9 protein-coding genes are annotated in these 15,635 nt (G+C 71.0%); 2 read left to right on the top strand and 7 right to left on the bottom strand.

All coding sequences use genetic code 11. The features are described from left to right. Window positions 1-3: 3 nt before the first annotated feature. A complete protein-coding gene (locus MEBOL_RS18135; protein WP_095978623.1) occupies window positions 4-2,685 on the bottom strand; it encodes an AsmA family protein in 2,682 nt (893 codons plus the stop codon). A 327-nt stretch (window positions 2,686-3,012) separates the two neighbouring features. Between MEBOL_RS18135 and MEBOL_RS18140 the strand changes: the two genes are divergently transcribed. After that, on the top strand, window positions 3,013-3,342 hold the full coding sequence (locus MEBOL_RS18140; protein WP_095978624.1) for a hypothetical protein: 330 nt from the start codon (window positions 3,013-3,015) through the stop codon (window positions 3,340-3,342). A gap of 17 nt (window positions 3,343-3,359) precedes the next feature. Here MEBOL_RS18140 and MEBOL_RS18145 read toward each other — a convergent pair whose 3' ends face one another. Next, window positions 3,360-4,244 (bottom strand): hypothetical protein, encoded by an 885-nt coding sequence (locus MEBOL_RS18145; RefSeq protein ID WP_095978625.1) that lies wholly within the window; start codon window positions 4,242-4,244, stop codon window positions 3,360-3,362. A gap of 113 nt (window positions 4,245-4,357) precedes the next feature. After that, a complete protein-coding gene (locus MEBOL_RS18150) occupies window positions 4,358-6,055 on the bottom strand; it encodes a lamin tail domain-containing protein (protein WP_095982850.1) in 1,698 nt (565 codons plus the stop codon). Between the two features lie 252 nt (window positions 6,056-6,307). Here MEBOL_RS18150 and MEBOL_RS18155 point away from each other — a divergent pair, with 252 nt between their 5' ends. Continuing rightward, window positions 6,308-7,489, top strand: coding sequence for a glycosyltransferase (locus MEBOL_RS18155; protein WP_095978626.1), 1,182 nt, complete (start codon window positions 6,308-6,310; stop codon window positions 7,487-7,489). 19 nt (window positions 7,490-7,508) lie between these two features. Here the strand turns inward: MEBOL_RS18155 and MEBOL_RS18160 are convergent, their stop codons facing one another. From MEBOL_RS18160 to MEBOL_RS18175, 4 genes are all read right to left on the bottom strand, one after another. After that, window positions 7,509-8,573, bottom strand: coding sequence for a hypothetical protein (locus MEBOL_RS18160; RefSeq protein ID WP_095978627.1), 1,065 nt, complete (start codon window positions 8,571-8,573; stop codon window positions 7,509-7,511). Between the two features lie 12 nt (window positions 8,574-8,585). Beyond that, the gene (locus MEBOL_RS18165) at window positions 8,586-9,986 is read right to left on the bottom strand and encodes a vWA domain-containing protein (protein ID WP_095978628.1); all 1,401 of its coding nucleotides are present in this window, start codon (window positions 9,984-9,986) and stop codon (window positions 8,586-8,588) included. Window positions 9,987-10,043: 57 nt separating this feature from the next. Further along, window positions 10,044-12,896, bottom strand: a complete 2,853-nt coding sequence (locus MEBOL_RS18170) for a PAS domain S-box protein (protein ID WP_245919864.1) — start codon at window positions 12,894-12,896, stop codon at window positions 10,044-10,046. Between the two features lie 114 nt (window positions 12,897-13,010). After that, window positions 13,011-15,560: a sensor histidine kinase gene (locus MEBOL_RS18175; protein ID WP_095978629.1), complete on the bottom strand. Its 2,550-nt coding sequence runs from the start codon at window positions 15,558-15,560 to the stop codon at window positions 13,011-13,013. Window positions 15,561-15,635: the final 75 nt, after the last annotated feature.

Consider the following 15,635-nt stretch of genomic DNA (forward strand, 5'->3'; position numbering starts at 1 on the left):
GGCTCAACGCCCGAGCAGGCCCTTGAGGCGCTTCTTCGCCTCGTCCTCGGCCTTCTTGCGCGCGGCGTCCGCTTCCTGGCGGGCCTTGGCCTCCAGCTCCGCCTTGCGCTTGTCCGCCTCCGCCTGGGCGGCTTGCTTCGCCGCGTCGGTGCCGCCGGTGATGATGTTGCCCACCGCCTCGCCCTTGCTCCCGAGCAGTTCCTTGGCCGCGCCCGCCGCCGCCAGCTTCGCGAGGGCCGTGGCCGCCGGCTTCACGTCCAGCCCCGTCACCTCCGGGCTCCACGCCTTGCCCGTGAGCTTGAGCGCCAGGGGCAGGGCCTCGGGGGGCGTCACCTTGCCGAGCGTCAGCGTCTTGATGAGCGCGGGCTCCAGGTTCACCGTGCCGGCCAGGTCCAGCGTGCCGTCCAGCCGGATGCCGCCCGCGAAGCTCATCGCCGCCTCCGGCCGCGTCCAGGTGATGGGCTTGGACAGCTGCGCCACGCCGTCCTTGATCTGCAGGCTGAAGGGCAGCTGCTCGGCGAGCTTCGTCACACCCTCGCTGCTCAGCTCCTTGCTCTTGAAGGGCAGCGCCCGGGCCAGCGGTCCGGAGACCGCCGCGGGGAGATCCGCGCCGAAGAAGACGCCGCCCGCGAGGTTGCCCTGGATGGCGCCCGCCATGCGCTCCTGGAGGCTCGACATCTCGTAGCCCACGCCCTGCAGGTCCATCTGGCCGTCGAACTTGCCGCCCAGCACCTTCTTGGGCGTGCGCGTGGCCAGGGCCTGCTCCATCTCCAGGCCCTTGGCCTCCGCCTTCACCACGAAGGGCCGCTGCGCCGCCGGAGGCCCCAGCCGCACGGAGCTGCCACTCGCCGACACGGTGCCGCCGTACACCCCCGTGGTGAAGCGCTCCACGGTGATGAGATCATTCTCCATCCTCAGCTCGGCGATCAGGTCGCTGAAGTCCATTTCGCTCATGCGCAGCGCGCCGATCTCCAGGCGCACGGTTCCGCTCATCCCGTTGAAGCGCTGGGGATCCTCGGGGGCCTCGGGCGCGGGCGTGCTGGGCTCGGCGGGCGCCTCCGTCTTGAGGAGCAGTTCATCCGCGTTGAGCCGGGGGCTCTTGAGCGCCAGGGCGAAGGTGGTCGTCTGCTTCGCGCCCTGTCCCCCGAGCGCCACCGAGGCCGTGCCCGACATCGTGTACTCGCGCACCGCGAGGGCCAGCCGGCTCAGGTCCACCTTCAGGGGCGCCTTGCCATTCGCCGGCTGGTAGGTGCCCGCCGTGTCGAGCGTGAACGTCTGGCCGGGGCGCTTGTCGAGAATCGCGCCCGGGCGCAGGTCCACGCCCGTCATGTCCGTCTTCGCGTCGAAGCGCAGCGCGCCGCCACTGGCCGCGGCGCCCGTGAGCCGGGCCGTCAGCTTCATGGTTCCGCCGGCCTCCTTGGTGAGCTGAGCCGGGATGCGCAGCCGCACCGGCGTCAGGTCCACGTTCACGTTCAGGGCCTGCTCGGCCTGGTTGCCGCCGCCGCGCACCACGAAGCCGATGGGGCCCGCCACCTGGTTGCCCACGGACTTGCGCAGGGGCGGGTAGTACTCGGCGAGCAGCGCCGGGTCGAGCTTCTCGCCCACCAGCTCGAAATCCTGCACCGCGGGGCTAGGGGTGAGCAGGCCCTTCACCTGGCCCTTGCCGGTGAGGCGCGCCGGGCCCAGCTCCACGAGCATCTTCTGCAGGGACAGGTCGCCCGTGAGCATGTCGCCCGTCACGTCGGTGTCGAGCACCACGTCGAGCGCCTTGCCGCCCTCGGCGCCCGCGAAGCGCAGGCCGCGCGCCTGGAGTCCTCCCTTGAGCGCCGTGGGCCCGGTGCCTCCGGGCACCGCCGCGCCCAGGTCCGCCGTCCAGTTCGCCTGGAGCGTTCCCGCCTGCAACCCCACCTCCGGACCGAGGAAGGGCCCGAGGGGCGTGAGATCGATGGGCTCGGACTTGAGCACCACGCTCTCGGGCACGGGGATGAGCGAGGCGGGCAGGGGCGCCGTCTTCAGGTCGAGGTGGAAGTTCTGCTTCTCGGAGAGCACCGCCGCGTGGAGCGCTACCTCCAGGGGCTTGCCCGCGCGCAGGTCCTTCACCTCCACGTCGAGGTGGTTGATGGCGAGCTCGCGCCTGGCGCCGCCGCTCAGGTCGATGAGGCGCAAGGTGGCGTCCGTGAGGGCGGCCCGGTCCACGCGCACGCCGGACAGGTCCTGGGCGGGCTCCTCCGGGGTGGGCTCGGCGGGTTGTTCCTCGGCCAGCTTCTCCTGCACGCGCGACACGTTGGTGGTGCCGTCCGCGAGCTGCACCAAGTGGAGGGTGAGCCCCTTCACCTCGGCGTTCTTCACCTGGATGTCCTTGCCCTTGGAGGTCAGCACGGGCCAGAGCGCCACGTCCACCTCCAGGCGCTTCATCTCCAGGAGCGGCGCGGGCTCGTCCGGGGCGGCGCCCACCACCACGTTCTCCACCTCGACGCCCACGGAGGGCAGCAGCCGGGTGGACAGCGCGCCGATGTCGATCGGCCGTCCGAGCTTCTGGGCGTAGACGGCCGCCTCGGCGCGGGCCGTGTCCAGCAGGAAGGCATCCAGCCGCCACAGGGCGATGGCCCCCGCCGCCACGAGCACCAGGACGATGCCTCCCAGGACATAGGGCCAGCGCTTCTTCTTCGGCTGCTGTGCGGACATCACTCGGATCCTCCTCCCGCGCTGGGGACTCTGGGGCTTGCTCGGAGTCCGTCCTGGCGGGTCGGGCGACGCTTAACCCAGGCGGACTCCCTCCGCACGTTCCACCTGCGCGGAGCACCCGGCTGGAAACGTGGAAGATGACATTGTCCCCTTGGGACGGAGGGCGCCCCTGGATATGCGGTCCTCTTCTTTCCCGTCCGCCCGTCTGGCGGCCCCCGGAGCGGGTACCTCGAGGGCCCGGCGGTTGTCCGCCTGGTGGGACAGGACTTCCGGCACGGAGGGGCCCACCCCACCTTCCCAGGCGGAACCTCATGCGGGGAGGCTGGGATGGCGGACAAGCGGAAGGCGGCGACTGGAAAGCCGGCCCGGGGTGGGCAGGGTGTGAAGAAGCGGCGCCGCGGCAAGGCGGCGGTGGGCCGGATCGCCCGGCCCCGCGAGGCCTCCGAGTACCGGGGCATCGCCATGGACGAGCACTCGGTTCAGGTGCGTGAACAGATCGACGCGGCGCTCTCCGAGGCCCTTCGCCTGCGTGAGGACATCACCCAGCGCATCGCGTCCGGGGTGTATCGCGAGACCACCGGGTTGTTCGAGCCTCCCTCGGGCGAGAGCAGCCAGTCCGCGGGCGTGACGCGTCGGTCGCGCGCCTCGCGCAAGTAGGGGCTCTTGGTTTCAGGTCAGGGCGCGCCACGCCCCGCGCGGAGTTGTTCGAGCGCGGCCTCGAGCTGGGGCGTGTAGTCCACGCCCGTGTCGTCGTCGATGAAGCGCTGGTCCGGGCTCATGAAGTAGCGCGAGCGGCTATAGGCGGCTTGGAGGAACTGGAGCTGCTGTTCGGGATCCAGCTCGGCCCAGCTCCGGCCCTCGTTCAGGGCGGCGCGCCAGTCCTCGGGCTCGGCGAACCAGCGCGCCCAGAGTGTTTCGCATCCATAATCCGTCCCGCCGTGCTGGTACTGCCAGACGCGTCCCACTTCTCGCACCAGCAGGTGCAGGGGCCTCTGCATGGAGCTGGAGGGGGGCGTGGGCGAGTCCGAGGGCACATAGAGGACGTGGCCGAGCACGAAGGCACGGCCGGGGAACGAGAGCAGTCCGAGCCGGCCCATCTTGAGGCTCACGCGCGCGTAGTCGACGCTGTCGCCGAACACCTTGCGCAGCTCGGTGAGTTGCCTCAGGCCAAGCCGGGTGCCCAGGGGCTCCACGCCCACGCGCGTCTGCATGCCGCTCACCAGCCGGAGTCCCAGGCTCAGGGCGATGTCCAGGAAGAGCTGGGGAATCTTCAACAGGCCCCGCTCGAGCCGCCGCGCGCCCCGGCGCCATCTTCCCCGCGCGAGCTCCCCCAGTCCGCGCCCGAGGTCATGCACGGCCAGTCCGATGTCGCGCATGGCGCCGATGCTCGCGCTCACGCAGCCGGCCCACATCAGTCCGGGCAGCTCCAGCTCCTGGGCGAAGCGGCGGCGCGTGGCGCGGTGGGGGCGGGCGACGTGCTCGCGGGGAGGACACAGCCGGGCCACGGGGGGCCGGGCGTCATCCGGGGCCGAGTGACGGAGTGAGGGACGGGCGCGCATGGGGTCTCTCCCTGGAAGCGAGCAATCCAGAGCTCTCAGATTGCCCGCTTACCTCGGGGAGGACACCCGCCCGGAAGTCCCAGGAGGGTGATCGCTCGTGAACATCCCTCAGCTTAGAACGCGGACCCGTTCGCCTTCTTGCCCGCGGAGGACGACGTGCTCGCGAGGCTGGTATGCAGCACGTAGGTGGTGCCGGTGAGGTCCGGGCTGCGGTTGAAGGACACCCCGTCCGAGCCGGAGAGCGACGAGCCATAGGTGACGGTGTCCACCGTGCTGCCCGCGGAGCTCTTGAGCGTCACGGTGTCACCGCTGTTGCTCAGGTTGAGCTGCCCCGTGGAGGCGGCCACGGCGTTGGGGGTGCCGCCAATGCCCGAGGCGCCGCCGAAGACGACGATCGCCTTGCCCGCGGCGAGGCTCGTGCCACTCGGGAAGGTGTGGCGCACGCTCGAGGCGTCCGAGAGCGTCCAGCCAGAGAGGTCCGCCGAGGCGCCGCCCGTGTTGACGAGCTCGATGAACTCCCCGTTCACGTCCGAGCCCGCCTCGTTGGCCAGCACCTCGTTGATGACGAGCTTGGCGCTGCCCGTGCCGCCGCCGGAGGAGGTGGTCAGGGTGAAGGCCGCGTCGCTGGTGTCGGTGGTGGCCGAGTTGGAGGCGTCGGTCACGCGCACGCGGGCGGTGGTGGTGGCGGTGGTGGGCACGGTCCAGGTGTAGCGGCCCGTGCTGGCGCTGGTGCTGGAGGTGAGCGTGGTCCAGGTGGAGCCGTTGAGGGTGTACTCCAGCTTCACGTTCGTCACGCCCGAGGACGTCCAGGTGATGGCCTGGGTGCTGCCGGTCGTCCAGCTCTCGCCGCCGTTGGGCGACGTCACGGTGACGCCCGTGCTGACGCTGTCCGAGGGCACGAGGAAGTCCTTGATGATGGCCATGTGCTGCATGTTGGTGGAGCCGCTGTCGCCGCTCTGCGCCGGGGAGATGTCCGACAGGGGCGAGTACACGCGCGTGTCCACCACCAGGCCCGCCGCGAACGAGCTGGAGCCGATGACGGTCGACGTCTGGTAGGCGCGCAGGTTGCTGCTCACCAGCACGTGGTCATACGGCTTGCCGCGGCTCGCGTTGGTGTTGACGTTGCCATTCTTGTCCGCCGGGTAGGGGCTCGCCGTGGACACCACCGAGGAGAAGGTGGAGAACAGGGCCTCGCTGCGGCTGTCCGAGTTGAAGTCGCCGCCGATGGCCAGGTAGTCCCCCGAGGGCACCTTGGACTTGATGTAGTTGACGAGGTTGGTGGCCTCCGTGTTGCGCACGCCGCTGCCCGAGGTGAGCAGGTGCACGCTCACCACCCAGAGGTCCTTGGGCCCGGGGATGTCGATGCGCGCCCAGGCGAAGTCCCGGTTGCTCACCTGCGTGTCGGTCCACTCACCCGACTCGAGGATGGGGTAGCGGCTGATGACGCCGTTGGGGATTTGAGCGCCCGTCTCGCGGTAGTAATAGAAGTTCGAGCCGAAGGCCGTGTTGACGAAGGAGCGGATGTCCGCGGCGGAGTTGGAGCCGTAGTTGAACTCCTGGATCATCACGATGTCCGGCTGGGTGCCCTGGAAGATGCGGGTGCCGTGGCCCGGGTCGTAGCTCTGGTTGTTGCCGCTGGAGATGTTGGCCGCCATGAGCCGCACCCGGGCGGTGGCCAGCTCGGCCTGCTGGGTGGCCGTGACCTCCGTCCCCGTTTCCTCCTGGGTGGGAGCGCCGCACGCCACCAGGGCGAGGGTGAGCGCGGCGGTCAACCGGAAGGGGCGGGGGTGGCTCGAAGAGGGGGGGGTCATTCGCACGAAGGACATCCTGCTCCCGCGAAGGAGCGGTGAAGGGGGCCGGAGACGACCGTGTCTCCCAGCGAAGCCGGACAGCTGCTCCGCCCTCGGATTATCGGTTTTTGAGAGAGCGTTGTTGCGTGACTGGTGCGTCACAAGGCCACGGTAACTGTTGGAGGTCAGAAGGCCGGTGCGCTTCGATGATGAGCCGCGTGGGACCGGGAGCGCTATATGGGGCGCGTTCCCCCGCAGACTCGGAGTTCCCCCATGCGAGTCCTCTTCTCGACCCACTCAGGTACGGGTCACTTCCATCCCCTGGTCCCCACCGCCCGCGCGCTCGAGGCTCACGGCCACGAGGTGGCCTTCTGCGTCCCCGAGACGTTCCAGTCCTTCGTGCAGGCCAACGGCTTCCGCGTCTTCCCCGCGGGCATCAGCTTCGATTCGCTGAGCCCCGAGAAACTGAAGGAGCACCAGCGTCAGATCTCGATGCGCTCGGCCTCCCCGGAGCAGACGGAGGAGCACGCCGCGGGCATGTTCATCGACACGTTCGCGCGCAGCAAGGTGCCCGAGTTGCAACGGGTGTGCGAGAGCTGGAAGCCGGAGCTCATCGTGTTCGACTCGATGGACTTCGCGCCGACGCTGGTGGGCGAGAAGCTGGGCATTCCGTACGCGTCCATCCAGGTGGGCGGCGGCCGGATGCGGATGACGGACTCGCCCATCTTCTTGCGGCACCTGGACGCGCTGCGCGCCGAGACGGGCCTGCCGTCGGATCCCCGGGGCCAGGCGCTCTTCCGCTATCTGCACCTGGCGTTCCTGCCGGTCTCCTTCTTCGGGAGCGAACTGGCGCCCACGGCCCACCACCTCAAGCCGGAGCTGTTCGACCGCTCGGGCACCGAGGCCCTGCCCGCCTGGGTGTCCTCGCTGGGCTCGCGGCCGGTGGTGTACGCGACGCTCGGCACGGTGTTCAACAAGTTCAACCGGCCCCTGGCGATGATCATCGAGGGGCTGCGCGAGGAGCCCGTGGAGCTCATCGTCACGGTGGGGCGGGACCAGGACCCCGAGCAGTTCGGTCCCCAGCCTTCCAACGTGCACGTGGAGCGCTACATCCCGCAGTCGCTGCTGCTGCCCCGGTGTGACCTGGCCATCATGCACGGGGGCTACAGCAGCGTGCAGAGCGCGCTGTACGCGGGCCTGCCGAGCCTCGTGATGGCGCTGGGCGCGGATCAGCCGATGAACGCCGAGGCCTGCGTGGCGCTCGGGGTGTCGCGGCTGTTGGACCTGGCCTCGCTCACGCCGGAGGTCGTCCGTCAGCAGGTGCGCGAGATGTTGAAGGACGGCGGCTACCGGGAGCGGGCCCGGAAGATCCAGGCCGAGGCCCTGGCCCTGCCGGGATTGGAGCGGGGCGTGGAACTCCTGGAGCGGGTGGCCCGGGAGAAGCGGCCCGTGTGAGGGCGGTGGCCCCGGGGCGTCACTGGGCCGGAGGACCGCCCGCGTCCTCCTGGCCCAGCTCGGCGAGCCGTCGCGCGAGCTGCGCCGCCTGTTCGCCCTTCGCGGCCACGTCGCCTCCGCGCACCGCCACCAGGGACACCCGGGCGCGCTCCATCATCGCCACCTGGGCGTGGAGCTGCGCGAGCAGCCGCTCGCGCTTGCGGCCCATCGTTTCCAACTGGTTCAGTTCCTCGCCGAGGGCGCCGGCCGCGAGCTCCAACTGCCGCCGGGCCACCGCGTCCGTCGTCGCGGTCGCCTTCGTGCGCAACGCCGTCACCTGGGTGTTCACGTCCTCCATCCGGGCGCCCTTCAACTGGGACTCGAGCTGTGCGTGGGCTTCCGCGCGGTTGAACACCTCGAGCGCCAGCGTGTCCAGCACGCGCTCCAGCTCCTTGCGTCCCGGGGCCGAGCCGAGCTGCGCCGTCTCCGCGCGGCACTCCCGGTAGAGCGTCACCGTTCGGGCCACCAGTTCCTGGGGCTCGCCCACCATCCGTGTGCGCAACCGGGCCCCCCGAGCCTCGACGGTGTTGGCGTGCACTTCCAGGTGCGACGCCAGCCGGCCGACACTCCAGAAGAGGGCCACCACCGCCAGGCCGGGCGCGGCGTGCAGGGGGCCCGTGAGTCCGTCGAGGAGCCGCGCGTCGAGCACCCTGCGCACATACATGCCCAGCGGGACGAGCGCCCCGGCGCCCAGGGCTCCCGCCAGCACCTGCTCCGGGCGGGGCTTCCACTCCGGATTCCAGAGGCCCACCATACTCGCCGCGAGCACGCCCATGAGCACCTGGGCCGCGGGGACGGGCAGGCGCAGCAGCTCGGGCAGGCTCAGGAGGGCGGGAAGGCCCACGGCCAGGGCCACCCAGGTCTTCCATCCCACCCGGGCGCTGGCGAGCCCCGCGCCCACCAGGGCGATGAAGGCCACGTCCACGCGCACATGCAACCACTCGCCGAGCGCCACCAGCGGCGCCAGCACGGCCGCACCGCCCAGCGCGCGCAGCGTGCGTACCTCGAAGTCCTCGCGCGCGTGGAGCTGTACCGAGAAGGCCATGGCCGGTCTTTCCTAGTAGGCGTTGCTCTGTCCGAAGGACTTGAGCGACTTGTTGTGGAGCTTCAACGCTTCACGCTTCACGGAAGTTTCATCCTGGGCGTTGAGATAGGCGGCCTGGGTGCTGTCCACGTCCGCCATCTCCCCGGAGAGCGCCTCGGCGGATCTGCCGAAGAGGGTGCGCGCCTTGTCCAGCATGCCCAGCGCCCGGGTGCGATCGCCCCGCTTCATCGCCTCGGCCGCCGCTTGCATCTCCCGGGCCCCGAGCGCCCGCGTCACGGCCACCCGCACCTCCGGGTCCATCGCGTCATACCCCGTCGCCGCGCCCCGGTCCGTCCGGGCGGTGAAGTGGAGCTCCTGCTCCACCGCGCGCTCCGTCTCCACGTCGCGGTAGTGCAGGCGCGCGTGGAGGACCGGCAGGGGCTCCGGGCGCTCCCCCAGGTCGAGCGTCAGCCTCACGGTGACACTCGCCTCCTGGCCGCCCGCGAGGTCATACAGGGGAATCACCCGCTCGCCGCCCTCGACTCGCGACGGGACTCCCAACGCCTGGGCGTCCTTCACGCCCTCGGGTAGGGTGAGCCGCAGTTCCACGCCGCGCGCCAGCGTGCTCGCCGCCTGGTCCACCTCGCGCTGGAGGATGTCCGCCAGCCGCTCCGAGTCCTGGATGTAGCCGTAGAAGCCGCCGCCCTGCTCGGCCAGGCCCCGCATGAGCTGTTCATTGAATTCCTCGCCCACGCCCAGGCCGCTCACCGCCATGCCCTCGCGCTGATAGCGTCTCGCCAGACGCCCGAGCTCCTCCTCCTCCGTGATTCCATCGGTGGGCTCGCCGTCGCTCATCAGGATGATGCGGTTGGCGCGGAAGTCCCTCAGGAAGGGGCGCAGCGCCTCGGCGCCCGCCTCCAGGCCGCCGCTCAGGTTCGTGGCGTCCGTGTCCTCGATGGCCTCCACGAAGGAGAGCATCCGTCCGCGCGCCTCCTCTATCACGTACGCGCTGGGGAGGACGCGCACGTCCGAGCCGTAGTGCACGATCGCGAGCCGATCCTCGTGCCCCAGGCGCTGCACGAGCATGCGCGCCGCGCGCTTGGCATCCGAGAGCTTCTGGCCGCGCATGGAGCCGGAGCGGTCGATGACCAGCGCCAGGTTCACCGGCATGCGCCGCTCCTGGCGGGGACGCTCCGCGCGCACCGTCAGCAGGGCATAGGCCTCGTGGGGGCCCACGGGCAGCACGGCATTGGACAACCTGCCCTCGAACGTCAGCGCGCCTTGCTGGGTCTGGACGAGGGGCGTGTTCACCGCGGGGGGCGGCCGCGAGGGCCCTGGCGGAGGCGGGGGGAGCGGGGGCGTCGGGAGCCCCACCACGGCCGCGCCGAGCGCGAGCAGGCCGGTGGCGGCGAGCAGCAGGTAGGTGCGATTCATCGGGCACAGCCTGACGCAGACGCGCGCGCCGGCCCATCCGTCACCCGGCGGAGTCCGTCAGTTGGTGGCGGGCGAGGGGTTCATCACCAGCTCGCGCACCACGCGTTTGACGGCGGCCTCGTCGAAGGGCTTCTCCAGCGTGGGGTTGGGCACCCGGGAGAGGAAGTCGCGCGCCCCGGGCGTGAAGGCGCCCCCGGAGACGAAGACGAAGCGGCGCTCGAGCCCCGAGCCCCCTTGTTGCACGGCCTCGTACAGGTCCTTGCCGCCGAGGTCCGGCATCATCACGTCGCACAGGACGACGTGGAAGCGGGTGTCGGTGGTCAGGCGCTCCAGGGCCTGGCGGCCGCTGGTGGCCAGCTCCACGTCGTGCTCGCGGAGGATGCGCCGCAGGGCCCGGCCCACGGCGGGCTCGTCGTCCACGATGAGCACCCGGCCCCGCTGGGTGGGGACGGCCACGGGCGCCACCACGGGCTTCTCCACGCGGGTGCTTTCCTCGCTCGCGGGCAGCACCACGCGCATGGTCGTGCCGCGTCCGGGCTCGCTCTCCACGGAGATGTCTCCGCCCAGGCTGGTGACGATGCCGTGGCAGATGGCGAGCCCCAGGCCCGTGCCCACGCCCACCGGCTTGGTGGTGAAGAAGGGGTCGAAGATGCGCCCGAGCGCGTCGCGGGGGATGCCGCTGCCCGTGTCCCGCACTTCCACCACGACGCGTCCATCGCGGCCCAGGCGCGTGAGCAGACAGATTTCATTCTTGTCCGCGGCGCCCTCGGGGATGGCCTGGGCCGCGTTCACCACCAGGTTGAGGAACACCTGGCACAGGCGGCCCTCGTTGCCCATGACGCGGGGGATGGGCCCGTACTCGCGGCGCAGCCTCGCGCGGTGCTTGATCTCGTTCGCCGCGAGCATCACCGCCGAGTCCAGCACGGCGTGCAGGTCCACCGCGTCCACCCGCTCCTCGTCCGGGCGGGAGAAGGCCTTGAGCTGGCGGACGATCTGCCGCACGCGCTCGGCGCCCTCGCGGGCCTCGGACAGCACGCCGCGCCACTCATTGGCCTCGGGCCGGGACGCGAGCCCGCCGGGCGGCATGATGGAGGGCATGCGGCGCAGCTCGTCCGCGAGGAAGCCCAGGTTGGAGATGACGAAGGCGAGCGGGTTGTTGATTTCGTGGGCGATGCCCGCGGCGAGCGTGCCCATGGAGGCCATGCGGTCGGCGAGGCTCAGGCGCGACTGCAACTGGCGCTGCTCGGTGACGTCGCGCGCGATGGACACCACGGCCGGCTTGCCGTCGAAGAGCAGGGGCAGGGAGGCGAACTCCGCCACGCGCACCTTGCCATCGCGCCGCAGCAGCCGCCGCTCCCCGGTGACGAGCGGCACCGCGTCGGGAGGCGACGCCGGCTCGTCGAGCAGGAACTCCTGGAGCCGGCGGCCCATCACCTCCGAGGGCAGCTCGAAGCCGAGCGACGTCACCAGCGCCGTGTTGGCGTAGATGATGTGGCCGTCGCGCTGGATGGCGGCGGGCTCGGGCACGCCCTCCAGGAGGATGCGGAAGCTCGCCTCGGACAGCTTGAGGGCTTCCTCGAACTGGCGGCGCTCGCTGACGTCGCGGGCGATGCCCTCCACGGCCACGCACATGCCCGCCGAGTCCAACACCGGCGTCACCACGTGCTGCAGCCATAGCGTGCGCCCATCCGGCCTGGCGAAGCGCACCACCTGGGGCGTGTCCGCCACGCGCTGGGGCTCGGAGAGGAGCTGTTCGAGCACCTCCAGGTCATCGGGGTGCACGCGCCGGTGCCACAAGAGGCTGTCGCGGTAGTGCTCCTCGGGGGTGAAGCCCAGGTTCTTGGTCACCACGCCGCTCACGAAGGCGAAGGAGCGTGTGCCCGCGAGCTGGTAGCGGTAGAGCACGTCCGAGGAGTTCTCCGCGATGCGCCGGAAGCGCTGCTCGCGCTCGCGCAGGGCGCGCTCGGCCTGGCGGTGCTCCATGGACAGGGAGATGGCGCTGGTGGCCGCCTGCAACAGGTCCACCTCCAGCTTGTCCCACGCGCGCTCGTCCACGCAGTTGTCGAAGCCGATGAAGCCCGCGAGCGTGCCGTGGACCCACAGGGGCAGTGCCAGCAGCGAGCGGATCTCCTGCGGCTCGAGGACGGCGCGCTCCCCGGCCGGGAAGTCCTTCACCAGTCCGGTGATGGCCTGGCCGCGCGACATGAGCTCGTACCAGCGCGGCAGCAGGGTCTCGATCGGCAGGTTCTGCAGCTCGGGGTTGTCGATCTGCGGCGGAATGGACGGCGCGCACCACTCGGCGCGCTGGCTCACGAGCATGTCGCCGTCGGGACTGCGGTGGGCCTCGAAGGCGTAGACGCGGCTGGCGCCCGAGGCCTCGCCCAACGGTTGCATCAGCCGCGCGAAGAGATTGTGGGACGAGTTCACCCCGAGCAGCAGCTGCTGGATGTTCACCAGGGCGCTCAGGTAGCGCTCGCGCCGGGCCAGGGCGTCCTGGGCCTCGCGCCGCTCGGTGACGTCATGCAGGGTGCCGCGCAGGCCCACGTAGGCGCCTTCCTCCGCGTGCATGGGCCGCAGGTAGACCTCGCCCCACCGGAAGCCGTGGTCCCGCGTGCGGTAGCGCAACTCCCGCTTGGACACATCGCACGCCTCGCTGGCCAGCCGACGGCCGAGCTCGTCATAGAGCGGCCGGTCCTCCGGATGCACGTAATGCCAGGCGGGCTGACCCAGGCACTCCTCCACCGCGAAGCCCGTCAGCTCCGTCCACATCGGCGTGAGGTACGTCAGCTGCCCGTGCGAATCGAGCTGGAAGACGACCTCTCCCGGATGGTCGGTGGACGGAGAGCGCTGCGCGTGCGCCAAGAGAAGCGGAGTCGGTTGGGGCTTCACGTGCATGGATGAGAAGGACATCGCATCTCGGAGGGGGGGACTCTCCGTGAACCGCCGCGCTGAACAATTACGTTACCTTGCCGGACGCGCTTCTGCATCCCACTCCACGTAAACGGATTTTCCACGGTGCTCGGATTAGCTGGCGGCGGCGGCGGGAGGGGGCGGGATGGCGGCGGTGACTGGAACTTCACGGGGCAAGCGGACGTGGAAGCAACTGCCCTGTTGCGCGCCTGGGCTCTCCGCCCAGATGGTGCCACCATGGCGCTGAACGATTTCACGACAGATGAAAAGTCCCAACCCGAGACCGCCGTAGTGGCGCGCGGTGGCATTGGAAGCGCGGGCGAAGGGCTGGAAGAGCTGGGCGAGGCTTTCGGGGGGGATGCCGATGCCCTCGTCGCGCACGCGCAGCTCCACCCAGTCCGGCGTGAAGTGGAAGGCCGCGCGCACGGTGCCGCCATGGGGTGAGTATCGCACCGCGTTGGACAACAGGTTGGTGACCACCTGCTCCAGGCGGGGGCCGTCCCAGACGCCCTCCACGGGCTGCTCGGGCTCGTCGAAGACGAAGCGCAGGCCCTCGGTGCCGCGCAGCTCGAAGCGTTCAATCACCTCGCGCACCAGGGGGACCAGGTCCACCTGGGCGCACTCCAGCTCGAAGCGGCCCGCCTGGATGCGCGACGTGTCGAGCAGGTCGTCCACCAGCCGGGTGAGCCGGTCGGTCTGCCGGGCCATGGAGCGCAGGGCCTTGAGGGTGCGCTCGCGCTCGGGGAAGTCGCCGCCCTTCTCCACGCGGCTGAGCGTGAGCGCGGCGAAGCCCTTGAGGGGCGTGAGGGGCGTGCGCAACTCGTGGCTCGCCACGGAGAGGAATTCCTCGCGCAGCCGCACCGCCTCGCGCAGCTCGCCCTGGGCCAGCTCCGTGCGCTGGGCCATTTCATTGAAGCCCCGGCACAGCTCGCCCAGCTCGTCGTCCTCGCCCACGGGCACGCGCTGGCTCAGCTCGCCGCGGCCGATGGCGGCGGTGGCGCCGTGCAGCGTGTCCAGGCGGCGGATGATGTCGCGCGCCACGAACTGGGACAGGCCCAGCATGAGCAGCACGCCGAGCGCGAGCATGAGGACGAAGGCGACGCTCGTGCGGGTGATGGCGCGGTAGGCCACGCCCATGTCCTGGGCCACCACGACGCTCCACTCGGTGCCGGGCACGGGCGCGTCCGCGGCCAGCAGCAGGCGCTGGTTGTCCGGGCCGAACGTCTCCACCACGCCCTCGTCGCTGCTCGACAGGTGCACGCGCAGGGCATCGGGCAGCTGCGCCACGCTGAGCAGCGGCGCGCCCGCGAGCGTGTCACGCAGGAGCAGGAGCCCCCGCCGGTCGAGCACCTGCACGCGGAAGCGCTGGGCGGCGGGCGTCACCGCGGCGCTCAGGCGCTCGAGGGACAAGAGGCCCACGAGCAGGCCCTCCATCTTGCCGTCCTGCTTGAAGGGCAGGGCCACGGCCACGTGGGGCAGGCCCAGCTGGCTGATGTAGGGGCGCGACACGTAGGGGGCGTTGGTGCTCAGCACGCCGGCGTAGAAGTCGCGGTGGGCGAAGGTGCCCAGGTCCTCCTTGCCGTAGCTGGCCGCCATGCCCAGGCCCTCCTTGTCCACGGCGATGGCGGCGTCGAAGGCGCGCGCCTGGGCGGGGAGGTTGCGCAGGTAGAGCTCGAGCAGCTTCCTGTCGCGCGCGGCGAAGGCGGAGCGGAAGCCGGGCGACTCGAGCAGCAGCTGCAGCGACTCGCGCGAGTCGTCGAGGTAGCGCACGAGGAAGTCGGCCTCGCCCACGGCGGCGCGGATGGTGTCGTCGCGCACCTGGCGCTCGATGGCGCCCTGGGCGAGCCACGCCGCGAAGCCGCCGAGCGCCAGCAGGGGCACGACGCCGGAGAAGGCCAGGCCGCGCAAGAGCTTGAAGCCCACGGTGCGGGGCGCTCGGGGGCGGAAGCCCGTGGCGGCGGCGACGCACGCGAGCGTGAGGATGACGTAGATGAGCGCGGCGGGCCCCGAGCCGATGCGGCCCAGGCCCCAGGCGAGCAGCGAGAAGTCCACCGCGAGCAGCGCGAAGAAGACGCGCGACAGGTGGGGCGAGCGCCGGGTGATGGCGGGCGTGAGCAGGCCCACGCCGCAGCCCAGGAAGACGAGCCCCATGGGCACGAGCAGGGGCGTGAGCGACGCGTAGAAGACGGAGGGAAAGCGCTGGTGGGCCACCAGCATGATGACGCCGAAGGCGAGCGCCAGCAGGGCCACCACGCCGCGCAGCACCTCGCGCTTGCGCCAGCGGGGGCTCGTCTCCAGGGCCACGCCCGCGAGCAGCAGCGGATAGAGGATGGCGCCGGTGAGCCCGCCGGTGCGCACGTTGAGCACCCACCAGTACAGGCTGGTGACGGCGCCGAAGCCCACGCGCCCGAGCACGTCCAGCCAGCGCGGCGCGGGCGGGTAGAGCATGGTGGCCATCAGCACGATGCTGCTGACCAGGTAGGCCATGCCCATGAAGCGCACGTACGGGTAGAGCGGCCGGAACTGGGCCGCGTGGAACTCGTAGGGCGCGTAGGTCATCGCCACGCCGAACATGAGCCCGAACAGGGCGGCGGGCCAGGTGATGGGCAGCGAGGGCGTGCGCGCGGGCCCGTGGGTCGGGACCGGCTCGGTGGACGAGCGCATGAAGCTCCCTTCCAAATCAGCTTGGACGGGCCAAATCCACCGTCCCACGGAGGATCGTCCATCGCAAGACACGTG

The organism is Melittangium boletus DSM 14713, assembly GCF_002305855.1.
GTDB lineage: Bacteria > Myxococcota > Myxococcia > Myxococcales > Myxococcaceae > Cystobacter > Cystobacter boletus.

Coding starts and splice junctions, on each gene's coding strand:
- MEBOL_RS18170 (WP_245919864.1), bottom strand. CDS start 12,896: ATGTCCTTCTCATCCATGCACGTGAAGCCCCAACCGACTCCGCTTCTC.
- MEBOL_RS18135 (WP_095978623.1), bottom strand. CDS start 2,685: ATGTCCGCACAGCAGCCGAAGAAGAAGCGCTGGCCCTATGTCCTGGGA.
- MEBOL_RS18150 (WP_095982850.1), bottom strand. CDS start 6,055: ATGACCCCCCCCTCTTCGAGCCACCCCCGCCCCTTCCGGTTGACCGCC.
- MEBOL_RS18175 (WP_095978629.1), bottom strand. CDS start 15,560: ATGCGCTCGTCCACCGAGCCGGTCCCGACCCACGGGCCCGCGCGCACG.
- MEBOL_RS18155 (WP_095978626.1), top strand. CDS start 6,308: ATGCGAGTCCTCTTCTCGACCCACTCAGGTACGGGTCACTTCCATCCC.
- MEBOL_RS18145 (WP_095978625.1), bottom strand. CDS start 4,244: ATGCGCGCCCGTCCCTCACTCCGTCACTCGGCCCCGGATGACGCCCGG.
- MEBOL_RS18165 (WP_095978628.1), bottom strand. CDS start 9,986: ATGAATCGCACCTACCTGCTGCTCGCCGCCACCGGCCTGCTCGCGCTC.
- MEBOL_RS18140 (WP_095978624.1), top strand. CDS start 3,013: ATGGCGGACAAGCGGAAGGCGGCGACTGGAAAGCCGGCCCGGGGTGGG.
- MEBOL_RS18160 (WP_095978627.1), bottom strand. CDS start 8,573: ATGGCCTTCTCGGTACAGCTCCACGCGCGCGAGGACTTCGAGGTACGC.